Source organism: Dermacoccus sp. 147Ba, assembly GCF_004151355.1.
Taxonomy (GTDB): domain Bacteria; phylum Actinomycetota; class Actinomycetes; order Actinomycetales; family Dermatophilaceae; genus Dermacoccus; species Dermacoccus abyssi.
The window spans coordinates 198029-216682 of sequence record NZ_SEHL01000001.1; the positions used below are offsets into that span (position 1 = coordinate 198029).

At 67.6% G+C, this 18654-nt stretch carries 14 protein-coding genes; 8 read left to right on the forward strand and 6 right to left on the reverse strand.

Annotation, left to right across the window (positions count from 1 at the left end):
* Positions 1-59: 59 nt before the first annotated feature.
* Positions 60-815, reverse strand: coding sequence for a CHAP domain-containing protein (locus EVU97_RS00955; protein WP_129662748.1), 756 nt, complete (start codon positions 813-815; stop codon positions 60-62).
* A gap of 222 nt (positions 816-1037) precedes the next feature.
* Between EVU97_RS00955 and EVU97_RS00960 the strand changes: the two genes are divergently transcribed.
* From EVU97_RS00960 to EVU97_RS00970, 3 genes are all read left to right on the forward strand, one after another.
* Positions 1038-2228: a hypothetical protein gene (locus tag EVU97_RS00960; RefSeq protein WP_129662750.1), complete on the forward strand. Its 1191-nt coding sequence runs from the start codon at positions 1038-1040 to the stop codon at positions 2226-2228.
* Positions 2225-2875: a response regulator transcription factor gene (locus tag EVU97_RS00965; protein ID WP_129662752.1), complete on the forward strand. Its 651-nt coding sequence runs from the start codon at positions 2225-2227 to the stop codon at positions 2873-2875. Before EVU97_RS00960 ends, EVU97_RS00965 begins: the two co-directional genes overlap by 4 nt.
* A 161-nt stretch (positions 2876-3036) precedes the next feature.
* Positions 3037-3342, forward strand: a complete 306-nt coding sequence (locus EVU97_RS00970) for a thiamine-binding protein (protein WP_129662754.1) — start codon at positions 3037-3039, stop codon at positions 3340-3342.
* 15 nt (positions 3343-3357) lie between these two features.
* Here the strand turns inward: EVU97_RS00970 and EVU97_RS00975 are convergent, their stop codons facing one another.
* The gene (locus EVU97_RS00975; protein ID WP_129662756.1) at positions 3358-3708 is read right to left on the reverse strand and encodes a hypothetical protein; all 351 of its coding nucleotides are present in this window, start codon (positions 3706-3708) and stop codon (positions 3358-3360) included.
* A 79-nt stretch (positions 3709-3787) separates the two neighbouring features.
* Here EVU97_RS00975 and EVU97_RS00980 point away from each other — a divergent pair, with 79 nt between their 5' ends.
* The 3 genes from EVU97_RS00980 (at position 3788) to EVU97_RS00990 (ending at position 7309) form a co-directional block, all read left to right on the forward strand.
* Complete coding sequence (locus EVU97_RS00980; protein ID WP_129662758.1) at positions 3788-4321, forward strand: GNAT family N-acetyltransferase; 534 nt, start codon at positions 3788-3790, stop codon at positions 4319-4321.
* A 54-nt stretch (positions 4322-4375) separates the two neighbouring features.
* A complete protein-coding gene (locus tag EVU97_RS00985) occupies positions 4376-6142 on the forward strand; it encodes a methylmalonyl-CoA mutase (protein ID WP_129662760.1) in 1767 nt (588 codons plus the stop codon).
* Positions 6143-6241: 99 nt separating this feature from the next.
* Entirely contained in the window at positions 6242-7309 is a 1068-nt protein-coding gene (locus EVU97_RS00990) for a co-chaperone YbbN (protein ID WP_129662762.1), read from the forward strand.
* A 153-nt stretch (positions 7310-7462) separates the two neighbouring features.
* Here EVU97_RS00990 and pgm read toward each other — a convergent pair whose 3' ends face one another.
* The 4 genes from pgm to EVU97_RS01010 form a co-directional block, all read right to left on the reverse strand.
* On the reverse strand, positions 7463-9106 hold the full coding sequence (gene pgm / locus EVU97_RS00995) for a phosphoglucomutase (alpha-D-glucose-1,6-bisphosphate-dependent) (RefSeq protein ID WP_129662764.1): 1644 nt from the start codon (positions 9104-9106) through the stop codon (positions 7463-7465).
* A gap of 135 nt (positions 9107-9241) precedes the next feature.
* On the reverse strand, positions 9242-13669 hold the full coding sequence (glgB, locus tag EVU97_RS01000; RefSeq protein WP_129662766.1) for a 1,4-alpha-glucan branching protein GlgB: 4428 nt from the start codon (positions 13667-13669) through the stop codon (positions 9242-9244).
* Positions 13669-15459 (reverse strand): maltose alpha-D-glucosyltransferase, encoded by a 1791-nt coding sequence (gene treS / locus EVU97_RS01005; RefSeq protein ID WP_129662768.1) that lies wholly within the window; start codon positions 15457-15459, stop codon positions 13669-13671. Before treS ends, glgB begins: the two co-directional genes overlap by 1 nt.
* Before the next feature lie 4 nt (positions 15460-15463).
* A complete protein-coding gene (locus EVU97_RS01010; protein WP_165357843.1) occupies positions 15464-17641 on the reverse strand; it encodes an alpha-1,4-glucan--maltose-1-phosphate maltosyltransferase in 2178 nt (725 codons plus the stop codon).
* Positions 17642-17819: 178 nt separating this feature from the next.
* On the opposite strand from EVU97_RS01010, the gene EVU97_RS01015 reads away from it, so the two are divergent.
* Positions 17820-18185, forward strand: coding sequence for a hypothetical protein (locus EVU97_RS01015; protein WP_129662772.1), 366 nt, complete (start codon positions 17820-17822; stop codon positions 18183-18185).
* Positions 18167-18643, forward strand: coding sequence for a hypothetical protein (locus EVU97_RS01020; RefSeq protein ID WP_370448503.1), 477 nt, complete (start codon positions 18167-18169; stop codon positions 18641-18643). The genes EVU97_RS01015 and EVU97_RS01020 overlap by 19 nt, the downstream gene beginning before the upstream one ends.
* The last annotated feature ends 11 nt before the right edge of the window (positions 18644-18654 follow it).

An 18654-nucleotide genomic window follows, 5' to 3' on the forward strand; every position in this document is an offset into this window, starting at 1 on the left:
CCTCAGCGGAAGGGCGCACGTCTCGGGATGACGCTTGAGGGCGCCGGGCCGCAGGGAGACTAAGGCGCAAGGATGTAGGACATACCCACAACGTCCTTGACGGTTCGCGTGACCCAACGGAAGGGACCAGCCGTGCCATTCATCTCGGTGAACGTGACGTAGAGGCCGTCGGCGCGACGCTGCGTTCCGGTGACCCAGGCGACGTGTCCGTATGATGACGCGCCCTGAACGTAGGGCTGAAAGACAACGATGGAACGCGGTTGCGCGTCGGCAACCACAGTCCACCCGCGGGAGCGAGCACTGTTCGCCCAGTCCTTCGCGTTACCAGAAATGTAGGGGTAGTAGCCGGTCGCCGCACGCCACTGCTCGAACGCACCCCATGTGCACTGGCCTGCCACGCCCGTGTTGGAGTTCATCCTCTGACCCATCGCACGTCCGGAAGTCGGGCACGCGGGAGTGACCGGATTGTTCGAGCCAGTGTTGATGTCGACGTCGGCGACCCAGTACCCATCGCTGACCTTGTACCAAAGGTTGTCCCACCCACCGGGGATGTACTTGCTGTAGTAGCCCTTGACCGCCTGGCCGCGGGTGTAGCACTGCAGGTTCAGGTGGCTGCCCGCGCTGTACCAACCGGCCTGTGTCGTGTTCAGCGTGGGGCCGGTCATCCTCTGAGTGTTCGTCATCACCGTGTCGTTGGTGGTCGACGCGTGGGCCGCCGCTGCCACCCCGATCTGCGCGCCGGCCATCACGAGCGAGGAGGTGGCCAGCAACGCTGCCGTCCGTGCCTTGCCCTGCCCAATCCGGATCGTCTTCATGGCTGTCTCCTTCTCGTTACCCCGTCCGCGTCTCGGAACCCCCGTTCGGGGGAGGGGCTGCGAATTCAGAATCTCCCGCGTGGCGCGCGCTGAAAACCGGACGAACCGTGGGTGCCGCGACCTGGCATTGGTCGCGGTAGCGACTACCTGACGAGTCGCCTGGTGGTGATACCAGCGAAATCGGGGGTTCCCATGAATCACGGAGGACAGCACAATGGGCGGGTGCTGACATCCCTCCTGCGACCGGTCCAACTCGCGGGAACATGGACTGATGGCCGAGCCAGGGCCGCGGCTGAGGCGACCATTGCGGTCGTGGCCGTGGGCGTGCGGGGCGTGGTGTTGATCACCGCGCTGATCATCGCCCCAATCACGTTCAGCAATGCAAACGGCGCCCTATCGTTTCCTTATCTCGGCGCCGCAATGCTGGCCGTGGTCGTGTCGATGGGACTGTGCGCGAAGACGGTGGTGACGGCACGATTACGTTCCAGGCCGTGGGGCATCGCAGATCTGTTCACGTGCTTCCTGGCCATAGTCGTGTGCACCTCCGTGTCGTCACGAAACTCGTCGTGGGTTCTGGGCCATTTCGACCTTCCGTACGCGATCAACGCGTCGTCTGTGGCAGCCGGGTGGCTCCGTTCTCTCAAGCGCTCCCTCCTCGTCTCGAGCACAATTGCAGCTGCCCTGGTGCTGGCAGCCGCTCTGACCGATACCAAAACCTTGGCGGTAGCGGTGAGTTCGGCGGCCAATGTGGTGCTGTTCGGAGTGGCCTCGGCGATGGGCGCCGCCTATCTTCGCCGCCTCGGCGCCAGTTTCGACACGCTCCATCAGCAAATGGTGGACGCGACCAAGAGGTTGGAGTTGGAGCGCTATCGGTTGCAGGTTCACGACGCATGCGGTGTGCTGCGGATGCTCGCGGATGAGGACACGCCGGAGTCGGCGCTTCCGGCACTGCGACGGCAGGCGCGCAAGGAGTCGCTGCGGTTGCGCGCGTACCTGATCCGAGACGCCGCTCACGAGGCCGTGGACGTGCCGGCTACGTTGGCGGATGTAGTGCTGGCGGCCACTGACGACTTCACGGATCTCCCTCTCGTGGTTCATACGGCGCTGGCAGAAGAGGTCACTCTGTCCGAGCAATCGGCGTTGTTACTGCAGAGGGCGATCACAACGCTGCTGTACAACGTTCGGATTCATGCGAACGCGCGCCACGTGACACTGCATGCGGAGCAGGACGACTACGGTTGGGAACTCACGGTGCACGATGACGGCGTCGGCTTCGAACCCAGGCCTTCGATCTTTGGATACGGTCTTCAGGAGCAGGTGTTCGCTGCGTTGGCGTCGTGCGACATCAGGGTCCGACTGACGTCTCGGCCCGGGCGAGGAACGCTTGTCACAATCGCAGGGAAAAGCCGATGAGCGCATCCCGCACGCGCGTCGCCCTCATCGACGATCTGCCGGTCGTCCGTTCCGGGTTCGCTATCGCGCACCCCGGGCTCGACGTCGTGCGGACGTTTTCGGACACCGAGAGCTTTCTGCACGACCCGGTGGATGTCGATGTCGTCTTGGTCGATCTGAAGCTCGCCACCGGGGCGTCGGTTGGGGTGCAGCAGGGGCGAAAAGCTATTCGTGCCCTGGCTGCTCGCAGGTTCGTTACATGTATCTACACCGAGGAGACACGCGACCTGGTGCTCGCCCTGTGCCTGCGTGCGGGTGCGCATGGAATCACGCACAAATATGACACGCCCGCCGAAACAACGGAGAACGTCGACCGGGTGGCAGCCGGGGGTTTCGTGATCAGCCGCTCGCTTGTCGGGGTTGCTGAGGTGCTCCAGCGGCACGGTGAGCTGCCGGACATTACTGACAAGCAGCGACAGGTGCTCCGTCTGCGCGCTCGCGGCATCGGGTGGGCCGACATCGCCAGCCAGCTCTACATCAATATCGGTTCCGCGCGTGACCGGATGGACGCGGTCAACGAGAAGTTTGCGCGCTACTTGCAGTCAGCAACGCCGGCTGACATCGAACGGCAGTTCGGCCTGGGGCCTGGAGACCTCCTCGACGACTGACGGGGATCCGGGCGTTGGCCGCCTTCGCGAGAGACGCGGTGAGAGGCCGACGTGTGTCCGCAGGGGTGGTATCCGCCTCCGGTGAGGGTGCCGCTGGTGCACCAGTGGATCGAGACCCTCGAGACCGCCGCCCGCTAACCGCAGGCGGCTAGTGTCGAACCATGCTTGTCGCCTTCTCTGTTGCCCCCACCACGAGCGAGGACGAGGACGGATCGGTGAGCGACGCCGTCGCTGCCGCCGTGCGTATCGTGCGCGAGTCGGGTCTGCCCAACCGCACCGATGCGATGTTCACGACCCTCGAAGGGGAGTGGGACGAGTGCATGGACGTTGTCAAGCGTGCCTGCGAGGCCGTCGGCGCCGTCTCGCCGCGTGTCTCGCTCGTGCTCAAGGCCGACATCCGGCCTGGTTTCACCGGTCAGCTCGATGCCAAGGTGCAGCGGGTGGAGGATCGCCTGCGCGACGGCTGACCCCTTCTCGCGAGGTCACTGCCCGGCGCGAGCCAGGACCACGGTGAGCACCTCGGCCTGCCCACGCAGGCGCGCGGCTTCGTCGGGCGCGGATGTCGCGACGAGCGTGGCTGCACGAGCGAGTTCATCGATCTCCGTCCCGACGATGTCGACCATCTCGGCCTCGCTCAGCTCACGGCGTGGCACGTCCGTCGCGCCGGCGCCGACGGCCGAGGCCTCGATGGAACCGGCGCCGGGGCCGTCGACGTGCACGGCCTCGGCGTTGTCGATCGCAGCGAGCGCGGATCGGAGGGCGCTCGTGGCATCACGATCACGCATCTGCCTCGACGTGCGCAGGGCCTGATGCAGGATCGTCCGGATGCTCATGAACCCAGCGAACCGGCACAGGGCGGATCCCGCAAGGACATTCGCGTCCGCCCTGCGGCAGGTCCCCTAGATTGTCCGCATGAGTGCGCCAGACACCGACCCGGCCGTGACCGAACGCTACGAACTGCGATTGCTGACACCCGATGACGCCGACGTCATCGCGCAGGCGCACGTGCAGATCTGGCGCGACACCTACGACGGTCTTCTCGCGCGTTCGGTGCTCGATGGCCTCGACGTCGGGGAGACCGCTCGGCGGTGGCGCGAGTGGCTCGGATCCGATGAGCCACCTCGCGTTCTCGGGGCCTTCGAGCGCGGGACGGGCACTTTCGCCGGGTGGATCTGTGTCGGTGCTGCACGTGACGAGGACGCGCCGACCGCCACCGAACTGTGGGTGCTGAACGTCGTCACTGGACATCACGGCACCGGGCTCGCCCACGAGTTCATGCGGAGCGAGCTGGCGAACCGGCCGGCGTACCTGTGGGTGGTCGAGGGGAACGAGCGGGCAGTCGCGTTCTACCGCAAGCACGGCTTCGAACTCGACGGTCAGGCGAAGGCCCAGGAAGACGAAGGCAATCGCGACCTGCGCATGGTGCGCACGGACGCTTTCAGTTAATGAATTTTAACTCTACTGTGAAGTAGGTCACATGGCTCGCGTACCGTGGTGGGCATGAACGCCTACATCGATGCCGACTCACCCCGCGGTAGCGGCGCGGACGGCGGTGCCACCACCCCGAGCACCGGACGCAGCGCCTGGCAGAAGCGTTATGACGACGCCGTCGCGAAGGGTCTCGTGCGCGACGCCGACTTCACGACCCTCTCGGGCGAGGAGGTCGACCCCGTCTACGGCCCCACCGACGGTGAGGTCGACCCACGGATCGGGTGGCCGGGTGAGTACCCGTACACGCGTGGTCTGCACTCGACCGGGTACCGCGGGCGCCCCTGGACGATCCGTCAGTTCGCCGGCTTCGGCAACGCGAAGCAGACCAACGAGCGCTACCGAATGATCCTCGGCCGCGGCGGTGGCGGTCTCTCCGTCGCATTCGACATGCCGACGCTCATGGGGCGCGACTCGGACGAGGAACTCTCCCTCGGCGAGGTCGGCCACTGCGGTGTCGCCATCGACTCCGTCGCCGACATGGAGATCCTCTTCGATTCCATTCCGCTCGGCGACGTCACGACGTCGATGACCATCTCCGGCCCTGCGGTGCCGGTGTTCTGCATGTACGTCGTCGCGGCCGAGCGCCAGGGAGTGGACGTTGGCACGCTCAACGGCACGCTGCAGACGGACATCTTCAAGGAGTACATCGCGCAGAAGGAGTGGCTCTTCGCTCCGGAGCCGCACCTGCGCCTCATCGGTGACCTCATCGAGTACACCACCGAGAAGATGCCGGCCTACAAGCCGCTCTCGGTGTCCGGGTACCACATCCGTGAGGCGGGGGCGACGGCCGCGCAGGAGCTGGCGTACACGCTGGCCGACGGCTTCGGCTACGTCGAGCTCGGTCTCTCGCGTGGTCTCGACGTCAACACGTTCGCTCCCGGCCTGTCGTTCTTCTTCGATGCCCACGTCGACTTCTTCGAGGAGATCGCGAAGTTCCGTGCGGCCCGCCGTATCTGGGCGCGTTGGATGAAGGAGGAGTACGGCGCCACGTCCGAGAAGGCGATGTGGATGCGGTTCCACACGCAGACGGCGGGTGTCTCCCTCACGGCGCAGCAGCCGATCAACAACGTCGTCCGCACCGCGGTGGAGGCGCTTTCCGCCGTGCTCGGCGGAACGAACTCGCTCCACACGAATGCCCTCGACGAGACGCTGGCGCTGCCGACGGACGAGTCGGCCGAGATCGCGCTGCGTACGCAACAGGTGCTCATGGAGGAGACCGGCATCACGAACGTCGCCGACCCGCTCGGCGGCTCGTGGTACGTCGAGGCACTCACCGACAAGATCGAGGCCGAGGCCGAGAAGATCTTCGCTCAGATCCGTGACCTCGGGGAGGCAGGTGCACCGCGTGACGAGGACGGCGCGGTTCGCCACGAGGTGGGGCCGATGACAAGTGGTCTGCTGCGCGGTATCGAGGAGGCGTGGTTCACCGGCAACATCGCCGATTCGTCCTTCCGCTACCAGCAGGCGCTGGAGAAGGGCGACAAGCGCATCGTCGGCGTCAACGCTCACATGGAGACGAACGCCAAGCCGCTGGAGATCCTGCGCATCAGCCACGAGGTCGAGCGCGACCAGGTCGCGTCACTCAAGGAGTGCAAGGCCGGACGCGACGGCGCCGTCGTGCAGGAGAAGCTCGACGCCCTCGTGGCGGCGGCGAAGACCGACGCCAACCTCATCGAGCCGATGCTCGAGGCGGCCCGCGCCGAGGCGACCCTCGGCGAGATCTGTGGGGCTCTCAAGGAGCTGTGGGGCGAGTACCGAGAGCCTGCCGCGTTCTAGCCGAGCCGCCCACGGTGGCACTGTGGCACACCGAACGGACCTCCGTCGCTGGTGCGCCCGAGGTAGGTGCGAACCACGTGTTCCTGCAAGAATGCCGGTATGACGAATCAGCCGCTGAACGCCGCGTCACTGCGCGGTGCCGTCGACCTCTCCTCCCTGAAGAAGCCGCAGGGCGCTCCTGCGGGTGCCGCTCGGACGAGCGGCACCTCCGGTGCTCCGTCGGCGCCTCTGCCGGGCACCGCTGAGGCGCCTGCAGCGGCGCCTGACCCCGAGGCTGCGGACACGTTCCGTCACGACGGTCTCGTCGTCGACGTCACGGCGGACAACTTCCAGGCCCTCGCGCAGCAATCGGTTGCGCACCCCGTCATCGTGGCGATCTGGGCGCGCTCGCAGCCTGCGTCGCAGCAGCCGATCGACGTGCTTGCCCGCGCCGTCCGCAAGCAGGAGGGACGTGTCCTCCTCGGTGTGGCGGATCTCGACGACAGCCCCGAGATCGGGCAGGTCTTCGCGCAGCTGTCGCAGCAGGCTGCGCAACAGGGACAGCCCGGTCAGATCCTGGCGGCGGCCTTCGTGCAGGGTCAGCCGATACCGATTCCACCCGTCGTCGAGGACGCCATGGCTGACGAGATTCTCGGCCAGATCGTGCAGATCGCCGTGCAGAACGGTGTCACGGGACGCGTGCAGGGGTACGACCCGAACGCTGCCCCGGCGAACGGAGGTAGCGACGAGGGCGCGGACGAAGCCGAGGCGGAACTGCCGCCGCTTCACCAGTTGGCGTACGACGCTATTGAGAAGGGCGACTACGAAGGGGCGCTTGCCGCGTTCGACCAGGCGCTCGAGCAGAACCCCAAGGACGAGGAGGCCCGCCTCGCGCGTGGCCAGGTCAAGCTCATGCAGCGCACCCAGGGTGCCGATCTCAACGCTGCGCGCGAAGCCGCGGCGTCGAATCCGGCCGACATCGAAGCGCAGATGACCGTCGCGGACCTCGACCTGCTCGGCGGGCACGTCGAGGACGCTTTCGCGCGCCTCATCGATGTCGTCAAAGCCACGCGTGACAACGAGCGCACCACGGTGCGCGAGCACCTCATCGAGCTTTTCGACGTCGTCGGGTCGACCGATCCGCGCGTCAACAAGGCCCGCACCGCGCTGATGTCTGCGCTGTACTGACGACAGCGGAATTGCGCTTGCATAGAGGGAAACAGCGGCACTATTCGTAGACCGGTCCTGTAATGCACGAATGGTGGGGGTCTGGTGAAGGAGATCACCACACACCCACCATTCGTGCGGTCATGCCAGGTGCGACATATGAATCCGCGAGAGTCAGCTTCCGAGCGCTGCTGACACCACGTCGCGGGCTTCGGCCTGCACCTGGGCGAGGTGCTCCTCGCCCTTGAACGACTCGGCGTAGATCTTGTACACGTCCTCGGTGCCCGAGGGGCGCGCCGCGAACCAGGCGCTGTCGGTGACGACCTTGAGGCCCCCGATCTTCGCACCGTTGCCCGGCGCCTCCGTCAGCTTCGCCGTGATCGACTCGCCGGCGAGCGTGTCCGCGGCGACGGCGTCGGGCGTTAGTGCGCCGAGCTTTGCCTTTTCCCCACGCGAGGCGGGCGCGTCCACGCGGGCGTAGGCGGGGGCGCCGTGCTTCGCTGTCAGTTCGCCGTAGAGCTCCGACGGGGACTTGCCCGTTGTCGCCTTGATCTCCGACGCGAGCAGGGCGAGCAGGATGCCGTCCTTGTCCGTGGTCCACACGGAGCCGTCGAAGCGGACGAACGACGCCCCGGCCGACTCCTCGCCGCCGAAGGGGCCCGAGCCGTCGAGCAGGCCGGGCACGAACCACTTGAAGCCGACGGGCACCTCGACGAGCTTGCGGCCGAGGTCGTCGGCCACACGGTCGATCATCGAGCTGCTCACGAGCGTCTTGCCGATGAATCCGTCGCCCCACTGCGGGCGCGCGCCGCCGTAGAGGTACTGGATCGCGACGGCGAGGTAGTGGTTCGGGTTCATCAGGCCGGCGTCGGGCGTGACGATGCCGTGGCGGTCGGAGTCGGCATCGTTGCCGGTTGCGATGTCGTACTTCTCGCGCTGGGCGATGAGGGAGGCCATGGCGTTGGGGGAGGAGCAGTCCATGCGGATCTTCTCGTCCCAGTCGAGCGTCATGAAGCGCCACGTCGGGTCCACGAGAGGATTGACTACCGTGAGATCGAGGCCGTGGCGTTCGGCGATCTCGCCCCAATAGGCGACGGCAGCGCCGCCGAGCGGGTCGGCGCCGATCCTCACGCCGGCGTTCTTGATCGCCGCCAGATCGACGACGTTGGGCAGGTCGTCGACGTACGTGCCGAGGAAGTCGTACTTCTGCGCCTTCTCCGACGCCTTCGAGAAGGCCACCCGCTTGACACCGGAGAGCCCACCACGGATGTACTCGTTGGCGCGTGCCGCGATGACCTTCGTGGCATCCGAGTCGGCCGGCCCACCGTGCGGCGGGTTGTACTTCAAGCCACCGTCGGCCGGTGGGTTGTGTGACGGCGTGACGACGATGCCGTCGGCCAGGCCGGATCCGTTCGTCAGATCCTTGCCCTTGTTCGCGCGCAGGATGGCGTGGCTGACGGCGGGCGTCGGCGTGTAGCCGTCACGGTCGTCGACGAGCACCGTGACGTCGTTCGCGACGAGCACCTCGAGTGCACTCGCCCACGCAGGCTCGGACAGCGCGTGGGTGTCGCGGCCGAGGAACAACGGGCCGTCGAAGCCCTGCGAGCGGCGGTAGTCGACGATCGCCTGCGTCGTCGCGAGGATGTGCGCCTCGTTGAACGCGGTCTTGAGGCTCGAACCGCGGTGCCCCGACGTGCCGAACGCCACCTGCTGGTCGACGTTCTCAGGGTCGGGCGTCAGCGTGTAGTACGCCGTGACGAGGTGGGGGACGTCGATCAGGTCACGAGGTTCGGCCAACTGGCCCGCGCGGTTGCTCATGCCTTCATCCTGCCCTCTTTGAGCGGCGACGTAAACGCCCGAACCGATGCCCCGAGCGAGGCGGGGCGGACGCGATGAGGCCGGCCGCACCCCTGGCGGGTACGGCCGGCCTCATGCGCTCGATCGAGCGGGTCGTCAGTCGCGCTGACGCGTCTGGTCGGCGGCGTCGCGAGCCTCGTCGTCGGGGCCCCAGCGGCCACCCTCGACGTCCTCGTCGAGGCCGCCACCGGGCGTGCCGGTGATGTCCTTGAGGTGCTCGACGGGCTCGTCACCCGTCTCGTCCTCGCCGGCCGGCGTGAAGGCACGCTCGTGCGCCTTCGACTCGGTCTGCTCGACGTCGAAACCACCCTCGTCCGCGTGGTCGACGGGGTGCGTCGCCGGGACGCCGGTACGCGAACGCGCCTGCTGGTCGTCGGCCGCTCCCTGAGCGTCCTCGGCCTGCGCGCCGCCACGCGAACCGTCGAGCGGCTGATCGAGTGCGCCCGGGTTGCCTGCGGCGTCCTCGAGCGGCGCGCCCGCGATGAGGGCCTCGGACGGCTGCTTGTCGGACGAACTCGTCGCTGCGTTCTGGTCACTCATCGTGTTCTCCTGTCGTGCCGTTGCGGTGGACGATGAATCGGCGCCACCGGCCTGCTCGGTAGCGGTGTGCGCAGCCACCTGCGTCATGTCGGGGCGCGTTGCCGGCTCGAACCACACCACGCCGAGCGGCGGCATGGTGATCTCGGCCGAGTACGGCTGCCCGTCCCACGGAATTTCCTCCGCGACGACGGAACCGAGGTTTCCGACTCCGGAACCACCGTACGCCTGGGCATCGGTGTTGAGGATCTCGTTCCAGGTGCCCGCGTGTGGCAGACCGACGCGCACGTTCTCGTGCGGCGATCCGGCAAAGTTGGCCGCCACGGCGACGACGGGGCGGTAGCCGTCGGACTCCGCCTCGGCGAAGCGGAGCCACGTGTAGGCGTTGCGGTCGGCGTCGTCGGCGTTGATCCAGCGGAAGCCCTCACCCGAGTGGTCGAGAGCCCACATCGCCGGGCGCTCACGGTAGGCCCGGTTGAGATCCTTCATCATCGCGTGGACGCCGTAGTGTGCCGGCTGGTCGAGGAGCCACCAGTCGAGGCTGCGCCCGTCGGCCCACTCGGCCTCCTGGGCGAACTCCGAACCCATGAAGAGCAGCGGCTTGCCCGGGTGCGCCCACATGTACGCGAGGTAGGCGCGCACACCGGCGAGCTGCTGCCAACGGTCGCCGGGCATCTTGCGCAGCAGGCTGCCCTTGCCGTGCACGACCTCGTCGTGACTGATGGGAAGGACGAACTGCTCGCTGAACGCGTAGACGAGCGCGAACGTGAGGTCGTGGTGGTGGTGCTGGCGATAGATCGGCTCGCGCGCGACGTAGTCGAGCGAGTCGTGCATCCAGCCCATGTTCCACTTCAGGCCGAAGCCCAGGCCGCCCGAATCGGTCGAGCGGGTGATGCCCGGCCACGACGTCGACTCCTCGGCGATGATGACGGCTCCCGGCGTGCGCTTGTACGCCGTCGCGTTCGTCTCCTGCAGCAGCTGCACGGCTTCGAGGTTCTCCTGGCCGCCGAACTTGTTCGGCACCCATTCGCCGTCCTTGCGGGCGTAGTTGAGGTACAGCATCGAGGCGACACCGTCGACGCGCAGACCGTCGGCGTGGAACTCCTCGAGCCAGTACAGCGCGTTGGCGACGAGGAAGTTGCGCACCTGCGGGCGGCCGTAGTCGAAGATGTTCGAACCCCACTCGGGGTGCCAGCCCTTGCGCGGGTCCGGGTGCTCGTAGAGCGCCTGGCCGTCGAAACGGGCGAGCGCCCACTCGTCGGTGGCGAAGTGACCTGGCACCCAGTCGAGGATGACCCCGATGCCCTCCTGGTGGAGGCGGTCGACGAGGAACTTGAAGTCGTCCGGGTCGCCGAAGCGACTGTTGGGCGCGTAGTAGCTCGTGACGTGGTAGCCCCAGCTCGGCGGGTAGGGGTGCTCCATGACGGGCATGAACTCCACGTGCGTGAAGCCAAGGTCCTTGACGTAGTTGACCAGGTGTTCGGCGAGGTCACGGTAGCTCTGCCCCTGACGCCAGGAGCCGAGGTGGACCTCGTAGGTCGACATCGGGCCGTGGTGGGGGTCGGTCTCCGCGCGCTTCGTCATCCAGGCCGAGTCGTTCCACTCGTAGTGCGAACTCGTCACCTTCGAGGCGGTGGCGGGCGCCGTCTCGGCGAGGCGGGCCATCGGGTCGGCCTTGGCGCGACGGACGCCGTCGCTGCACAGGATCTCGAACTTGTAGGCGGTGCCCTCGTGCACGTCGGGCACGAAGAGCTCCCACACACCGGAATCGGAGAGCGTGCGCATGCCGTGGCCGACACCGTCCCAGTGGTTGAAGTCGCCGACGACGCGCACGGCCTTGGCGTTGGGCGCCCAGACCGCGAACGACGTGCCGGTGACGTCACCCATGACGCTCGGGTAGGTGCGCACGTGCGCACCTAGCACGTTCCACAGTTCCTCGTGACGACCCTCACCGATGAGGTGGAGGTCGATCTCGCCGAGCGTCGGCATGAAGCGGTACGGGTCGTCCCCGCGCTGCTCCGCGCCGTCCTCGTAGGTTGTGAGGATGCGGTAGTCGGGCATGTGCTCGCCCGCGGTGGCGCCCACCCAGATGCCCTCGTGCTCGTGTGTGAGCTCGACGCGTTGATCGCCCATCTCGACGGCGACCGTGCGTGCCATCGGACGCACGACACGGAACGTGATGACGCCGTCGGCGACGTGAGCACCGAGGACGCGGTGCGGGTCGCGGTGTTCACCGGCGAGGACGGCGTTCAACTCGTTCGTGTCGACCGATGCGGGACGCACCTCGCCGCCGGAGCGTGCGGTGTCCATCCCGAGAGCCGAACCGGCCTGAGTCGCCAGCTCCTTGGTTGCACCGACGACGCTGCTCACGACCCCGGTTCCTGCGGCGTCGGGCTTGCTGCCCGGCTCGGCGACGGTGGCGTCATCGGTTGCGGGGACGCCGCGCGTCGTGACGGGCGGGGGAGTGTTCTCGGAGTTCATGGTGCTCCTTTCGTCGGTGCCCGCAGCCGCGTCGCCGGTGTGGGCGAGCGGCGTGACGGGGTGCGCGCTCATGGCGTGCACTTCGGAGGCCTGCGGTGCGGCCTCGAGGATCCGGACGACGGCGTTCGCGGGGATGCTGAGCCAATCCGGACGGTTGCGGGCTTCGTAGGAGATCTCGTAGAGCGCCTTGTCGAGCACGAACAGATCGAGCAGGTCGCGGGGGACGGAGGCGCCGGCCTCACGCTCGTAGCCTTCGAGGAACGCCGCCTGCGTCGCGTCGACCCAGGCGCGGCGGTCGCCGTCGGCGCCCGGCTGCTCGTTCTCGATCGTGCCTCCGGCGTAGTCGAAGGAACGCAGCATGCCCGCGACGTCGCGCACGGTGACGTCGGGGTTCGTTCGTTCGCCGAGCGGACGCAGCGGCTCGCCCTCGAAGTCGAGCAGCACCCACCCGCGCTCGGGTACGTCGAGCACCTGACCGAGGTGGTAGTCGCCGTGGATGCGCTGGAACGCCGGCCACGTCGCGCCGCGGCTCGCCTCGATGCGGGCGGAGACGGCCGTCGTGTGCTGCGCCAGGTGCTCGGCCTCGTGGAAGGCCGCGGCCGCGCGCTCGTGCATCTCGTCGACGAGGTCGCTGATGCGGTTCGCGTCGGGCTCGGCCGTCGGCAGAACCTCGGCGAGGGTGCGGTGGACCTCAGCCGTCGTGCGGCCCAGGGCGCGGGCTCCCTCGGTGAAGTCACGGTTGTCACGAGCGGCCTCGAGGGCCTCGCGCCATGCGTCACGCACGTTCGGCAGGAACTCCTGCGCGAACGCGAGGTCGGCCGTCACGCGCTCGCGGCTGTGGCGACCCTCGCTGTACGAGCCGGCCAGCGACGCGTAGAGGGCCGGCACGTGCTGGTTGCCCGCCGCGGTGAGGGCGTTCGTGATCTCGATGTCGGGGTTGGCGCCGACGTGGAGCACGCGGAAGAGCTTGGCGATGAGCTGCGAGCCGTCGTCGAGCGTGTAGATGATCGACGTGTTCGACTGCTCGCCGCTGAGCACCTTCGCGCTGCGCATGCGGGGCAGCCCCGCCCCGCGGGGGCTGGGGCGGCCCTTGACGGTCATCTCGACGACGCCGTCGCTGCGCTCCTCCTCCGTGCCGGCGTTGACCATGACGTCGAGCAGAGCCGCCGCGAACACCGGGTCGTGCGGGCCGTCGTAGAAGTACCGCGTGCCGAGGACGGAGTGCTCGGACGTGCCGATGAGGGCGTGCTCCAACTCCGGTACCCGCTCGCCGCGGTAGGTGACGGGGATCTGGTAGGTCGTGTTCTCGCCGGACGTGACGTCCCGCAGGAACATGATCTCGACGCCGACCTGACCGCTCGGGTCGGCCAGCCGGAAGGCGCTCGTCCGGTGGAACTGCGGCGTGCGCCCCTTGCCCTGGAACCAGCGCTGCTTCGCCGCCCAGGGGCCGACGAGGTCGATCTTGCCGGGCTCCATCGAAGCGTTCGAGTGGATCTTGGCCACCATCAGCCGTCCTCCTTCAGCACGTCGAGCAGTTCGGAGGCGTCGGCCTCGGCGCTGCCCTTGGTGGCGGGCAGCTCGGCGTCCGCGCTCACGTCGGACTCGATGGCGAGCCAGTAGAAGCCGCGCGAACCGAGCATGACCTCGAGCGTGCCGTCCTCGCGGACCGCGCCGAAGCCCTGACCGCCGAAGATGTCGGTGAGCTCGGCGCCGGCGAACTTCTCACCGACCGTGATGCGAGCACCCTGCGGGCGCGACGACAGGTTGTTGACGCACAGCAGGTGCTTGGCCGAGTCCTCGGACTTCGCGTCGTCGTCCGACATCGAGCGGGTGTAGGCGAGCACGGCCTCGTTGTCGGCCGGCGTGACGACGAAGTCGCCCATGCCGAACGCCGCGTGGCGCGAGCGTACGGCGAGCATGCCGCGCGTCCAGTGCAGCAGCGAGGAGTTGCTGGCCATCTGCGCCTCGACGTTCACCGTGGAGTAGTTGTGCACGAGGTTCTGGATGACGGGCAGGTACAGCTTTCCCGGGTCGGCCGTCGAGAAACCCGCGTTGCGGTCCGGCGTCCACTGCATCGGCGTGCGGACGGCATCACGGTCGTCGAGCCAGATGTTGTCGCCCATGCCGATCTCGTCGCCGTAGTACAGGCACGGCGAGCCCGGCAGCGACAGCAGGAGCGCGTTGATGAGTTCGATCTCGGCGCGGCTGTTGTCGAGCAGGGGAGCGAGACGGCGGCGGATACCGACGTTCGCGCGCATGCGCGGGTCCGGTGCGTACCAGCCGTACATGGCGGCGCGCTCCTCGTTCGTCACCATCTCGAGGGTCAACTCGTCGTGGTTGCGCAGGAAGGTGCCCCACTGCGTGCCCTTGGGGATCGGCGGGGTGTCGGCGAGCACGTCGATGATCGGCGCGGCCTTCTCCTCGCGCAGCGAGTAGTACAGGCGCGGCATGACGGGGAAGTGGAAGCACATGTGGCACTCCGGGTCTTCCTCGGTGCCGAAGTAGTCGACGACCTCGTGCGGCATCTGGTTGGCCTCGGCGAGCAGAACGCGTCCGGGGTACTCCTCGTCGACCATCCGACGAAGGCGCGCGAGGAACTCGTGCGTCTTCGGGTGGTTCTCGCCGTTGTGGCCCTCCTCCTCGAAGAGGTACGGCACGGCGTCGAGACGGAAACCGTCGATGCCCATGTCCATCCAGTAGCGGACGATGTCGAACATCTCCTCCTGAACGGCCGGGTTCTCGAAGTTGAGGTCCGGCTGGTGGGAGAAGAAGCGGTGCCAGAAGAACTGGCGGCGCACGGAGTCGAAGGTCCAGTTGGACTCTTCGGTGTCGACGAAGATGATGCGCGCCTCGGAGTACTTCTCGTCCGTGTCCGACCACACGTAGTAGTCGCCGTACGGACCTTCCGGATCCTCGCGGCTCGCCTGGAACCACGCGTGCTGGTCGCTCGTGTGGTTCATGACGAAGTCCGTGATGATGCGGATGCCGCGAGCGTGGGCCTGCGCCACGAGCTCCTGGAACTCGGGCAGCGTGCCGAACTCGGGCAGCACCTGCTTGTAGTCACTGATGTCGTAGCCGCCGTCGCGCAGCGGCGAGGCGTAGAACGGGGGCAGCCACAGGCAGTCGACGCCCAGCCACTGCAGGTAGTCGAGCTTGCCCATGAGGCCGGAGAAGTCGCCCGAACCGTTGCCGGTGGAGTCGCTGAAACCGCGCACGAGCGCTTCGTAGAAGACGGCCTTACGGAACCACTGGGGGTCGTGCTTGAGCCCGGGCTGGTGGAGACCAAGTCCCTGCATGTCTTCAGAACCGCCTTACGTGAATGATGTGAACGTTTTCGGCGTCCGGTCCGAGCCGGACGAAGTTGTGCTCGCCCCAGTGCCAGGTGGCATCGCTGAGGAGGTCGTGGGCCACGAAGCCCTCGTCGCCGCGCAGGCCGAGCGCTCCCATGTCGAGGTGCACCCAGGTCTCACGCGTGGCGTGCGGGTCGGTGTTGGCCACGACGAGGATCGTGTCCTCGCTGCCGTCGGTCAGCACACGGCGCTTGGAGAAGACAAGGAAGTTCTCGTCGTCGACGCCGTGCCAGCGCAGGTTACGCAGGTGTTCGAGGGCCGGGTGCGCGCGGCGGATCTCGTTGATCCGGCGCAGGTACCAGTCGATCGACTGCCCTTCCTTGGGCCCGCCTGGCAGGTAGTCTTCCCACCCGCGGTTCTTGAACTGGTACTTCTCGTTGTCGATCTGCTCTTGGGCACCCGGCCGGGCGACGCTTTCCATGAGCTCGTACCCGGCGTAGATGCCGTAGGTGGGCACGAGCGTCGCGGCGAGAGCGGCGCGCAGCTTCCACGCTGCCGGGCCGCCGAACTGCATGTACGGCGTGAGGATGTCGTGCGTCGTCGGCCAGAAGCTCGGACGCATGTAGCTCGCCGTGTCGCCGATGAGCTCGTCGAGGTACTCGCGGATCTCCCACGGCTGGTGGCGCCACGCGTAGTACGTGTAGCTCTGCTGGAAGCCGATGCGCCCGAGGTTGTGCATCATGGCGGGCTTCGTGAACGCCTCGGCGAGCCAGATGACGTCCGGGTGGTTCTTCGCGACGTCGGCGATGAGCCACTGCCAGAACTCGACCGGCTTCGTGTGCGGGTTGTCGACCCGGAAGATCTTGATGCCGTGGTCGATCCACACCTGCATGACGCGGCGCATCTCGGCGTAGATGCCGACCGGGTCGTTGTCGAAGTTCAGGGGGTAGATGTCCTGGTACTTCTTCGGCGGGTTCTCGGCGTAGGCGATCGTGCCGTCGCTACGCGTCGTGAACCACTCGGGGTGCTCGGTGACCCACGGGTGGTCAGGCGCGCACTGCAGCGCGATGTCGAGCGCGACCTCCAGGCCGAGCTCCTCGGCGCGGGCGACGAAGGCGTCGAGATGGTCGAAGGTGCCCAGCGACGGCTCGATGGCGTCGTGGCCACCGTCCTTGCTGCCGATGGCGTACGGCGAACCCGGATCCTCGGGGCCGGCCGTCAGCGAGTTGTTCGGACCCTTGCGGTTGATCGCGCCGATCGGGTGGATCGGCGTGAGGTAGACGACGTCGAAGCCCATGTCGGCGACGGCCGGAAGGCGCTCGGCGGCCGTACGCAGCGTTCCGGAGACCCACTTGCCCGTGGCCTCGTCGAAGTAGGCGCCCTCGGAGCGCGGGAAGAACTCGTACCACGCGCCGGACAGGGCGAGCTTGCGCTCCACCAGCCACGGGTAGTCGGGGCTGGGAGAGACGAAGTCACGCAGCGGCAGGCGCTCCATGACCTCCTTGACGCTGAGCGACGTGCCCGCGGCGAGGCGCTCGTCCTTGGGCAGGCTCGTGTCGCGCATCGTGGCGGCCGCGTGCTCGAGCACGCGGGCATCGTCGTCCGGGTGGTCGTTCGTGGCGAGCGAGCGGTCGAGAACGCGGGCGCCCTCCTCGAACATCACCTCGACGTCGATGCCGGCGGGCACCTTGATCGTGGCGTCGTGCTCCCACGTGCCGTACGGGTCGCTCCAGCCCTCCACACGGAAGTTCCACACCCCCTCGTGGTCGGCTTCGGCCTCGGCGGTCCACAGGTCGAGGCCCGGGTTGACGCAGGTCATGGTGACGATGCGCTCGGCGCCGTGCGGCGAGACCATGACGAGCGAGGCGTTGACGGCGTCGTGACCTTCACGGAAGACGGTTGCGCGCACGGTGAACGGCTCGTCGACGACCGACTTGGTCGGCAGGTTGCCGCCGTCGACGATCGGCATGACGTCGGTGACCGGGATGCGGCCAATGCCTCGCACTCCACCGACCTCGACGTGCGCGGTGGTGGGGGCGTTCGCGGCCGGTTCGGGGCGGTGCTCGGCGGTGTCGGGCGTGTACCGGCCGGTTTGCGGCTCGGCGCTCGCCGGGTTGGCGGCGAGGTCGACGTCGTCGCGCGTGGCGGCGTTCGACGCACCAGTGGTGTCGGGGGTCGGTTTCGGCATGGGCGATCGGCCCGGCTGAGAAACAGTCACGTGCGTCACGCTACCCAATACCACTGACAACCGCTTCTCGCGCGAGTGGCGGCGAGACGGCCAGCCGCGTGAGACCGGCCTCACACGGGCATTCGCGGAGCTTGCGCCCGGTTCGCGGGCCGAGATGAGGCCCGCCTACGATGACGGGGTGTTCGTCCCCCTGACTGTCGTCGTCCTCGGCGCCACCACCCTGCTCGCGCTGCTCGCCGCAGTCGCGACGGTTCGCGGGCGTCCCATCGACAACCCGATCTTCTATCTCATGATCGCGGTCGAGGTGCTGCTCGTGCTGCAGCTCGTCGTCGGCATCGCGACGTCGGGTTCGGCCGATCCGCGGATGAACACCGGAATCTTCATCGCCTACCTCGTCGGGCTGCTCATCGTCCTGCCCGTCGCAGGATTTTGGGCCATCGCCGAGCGGGAATCGCGCTGGGGGACGGCGGTGCTGCTGCTCGCCGCTGTCGGCCTGGGCATCATGGTCGGCCGCATTCTGCAGCTGTGGAACGGTCACCCGTGACCCCGAGCGACAACGACCCCGCACCGAACGAGACGAAGGACGCGCGCGACGTGACCAGCCGGAACACCCGAACGGTGAACTCGGGACCGGGACGAATGCTCGTGGCCGTGTACGGCCTGTTCGCGCTCGCCGCGACGGGGCGCTCGATCATGCAGTTGTCCCAGAGCTTCTCGAAAGCGCCGGCCGCCTACCTCCTCTCGGCGCTCGCGGCGATCGTCTACATCGTCGCGACAGTGGCCCTGGCACGCGGTGACCGGACGTCGGTGCGTCTCGCCCGGGCGACGATCGGTTTCGAACTCGCCGGTGTCCTGATCGTCGGGCTGTGGAGTGTGCTCCAGCCCGACGCGTTCCACGACAAGACCGTGTGGTCGCACTTCGGCCAGGGTTACGGGTTCGTGCCCCTTCTGTTGCCGATCATCGGTCTGCTCTGGCTGCGCCGGAGCGCGCCGACCCGCTGACCTGACGTCCG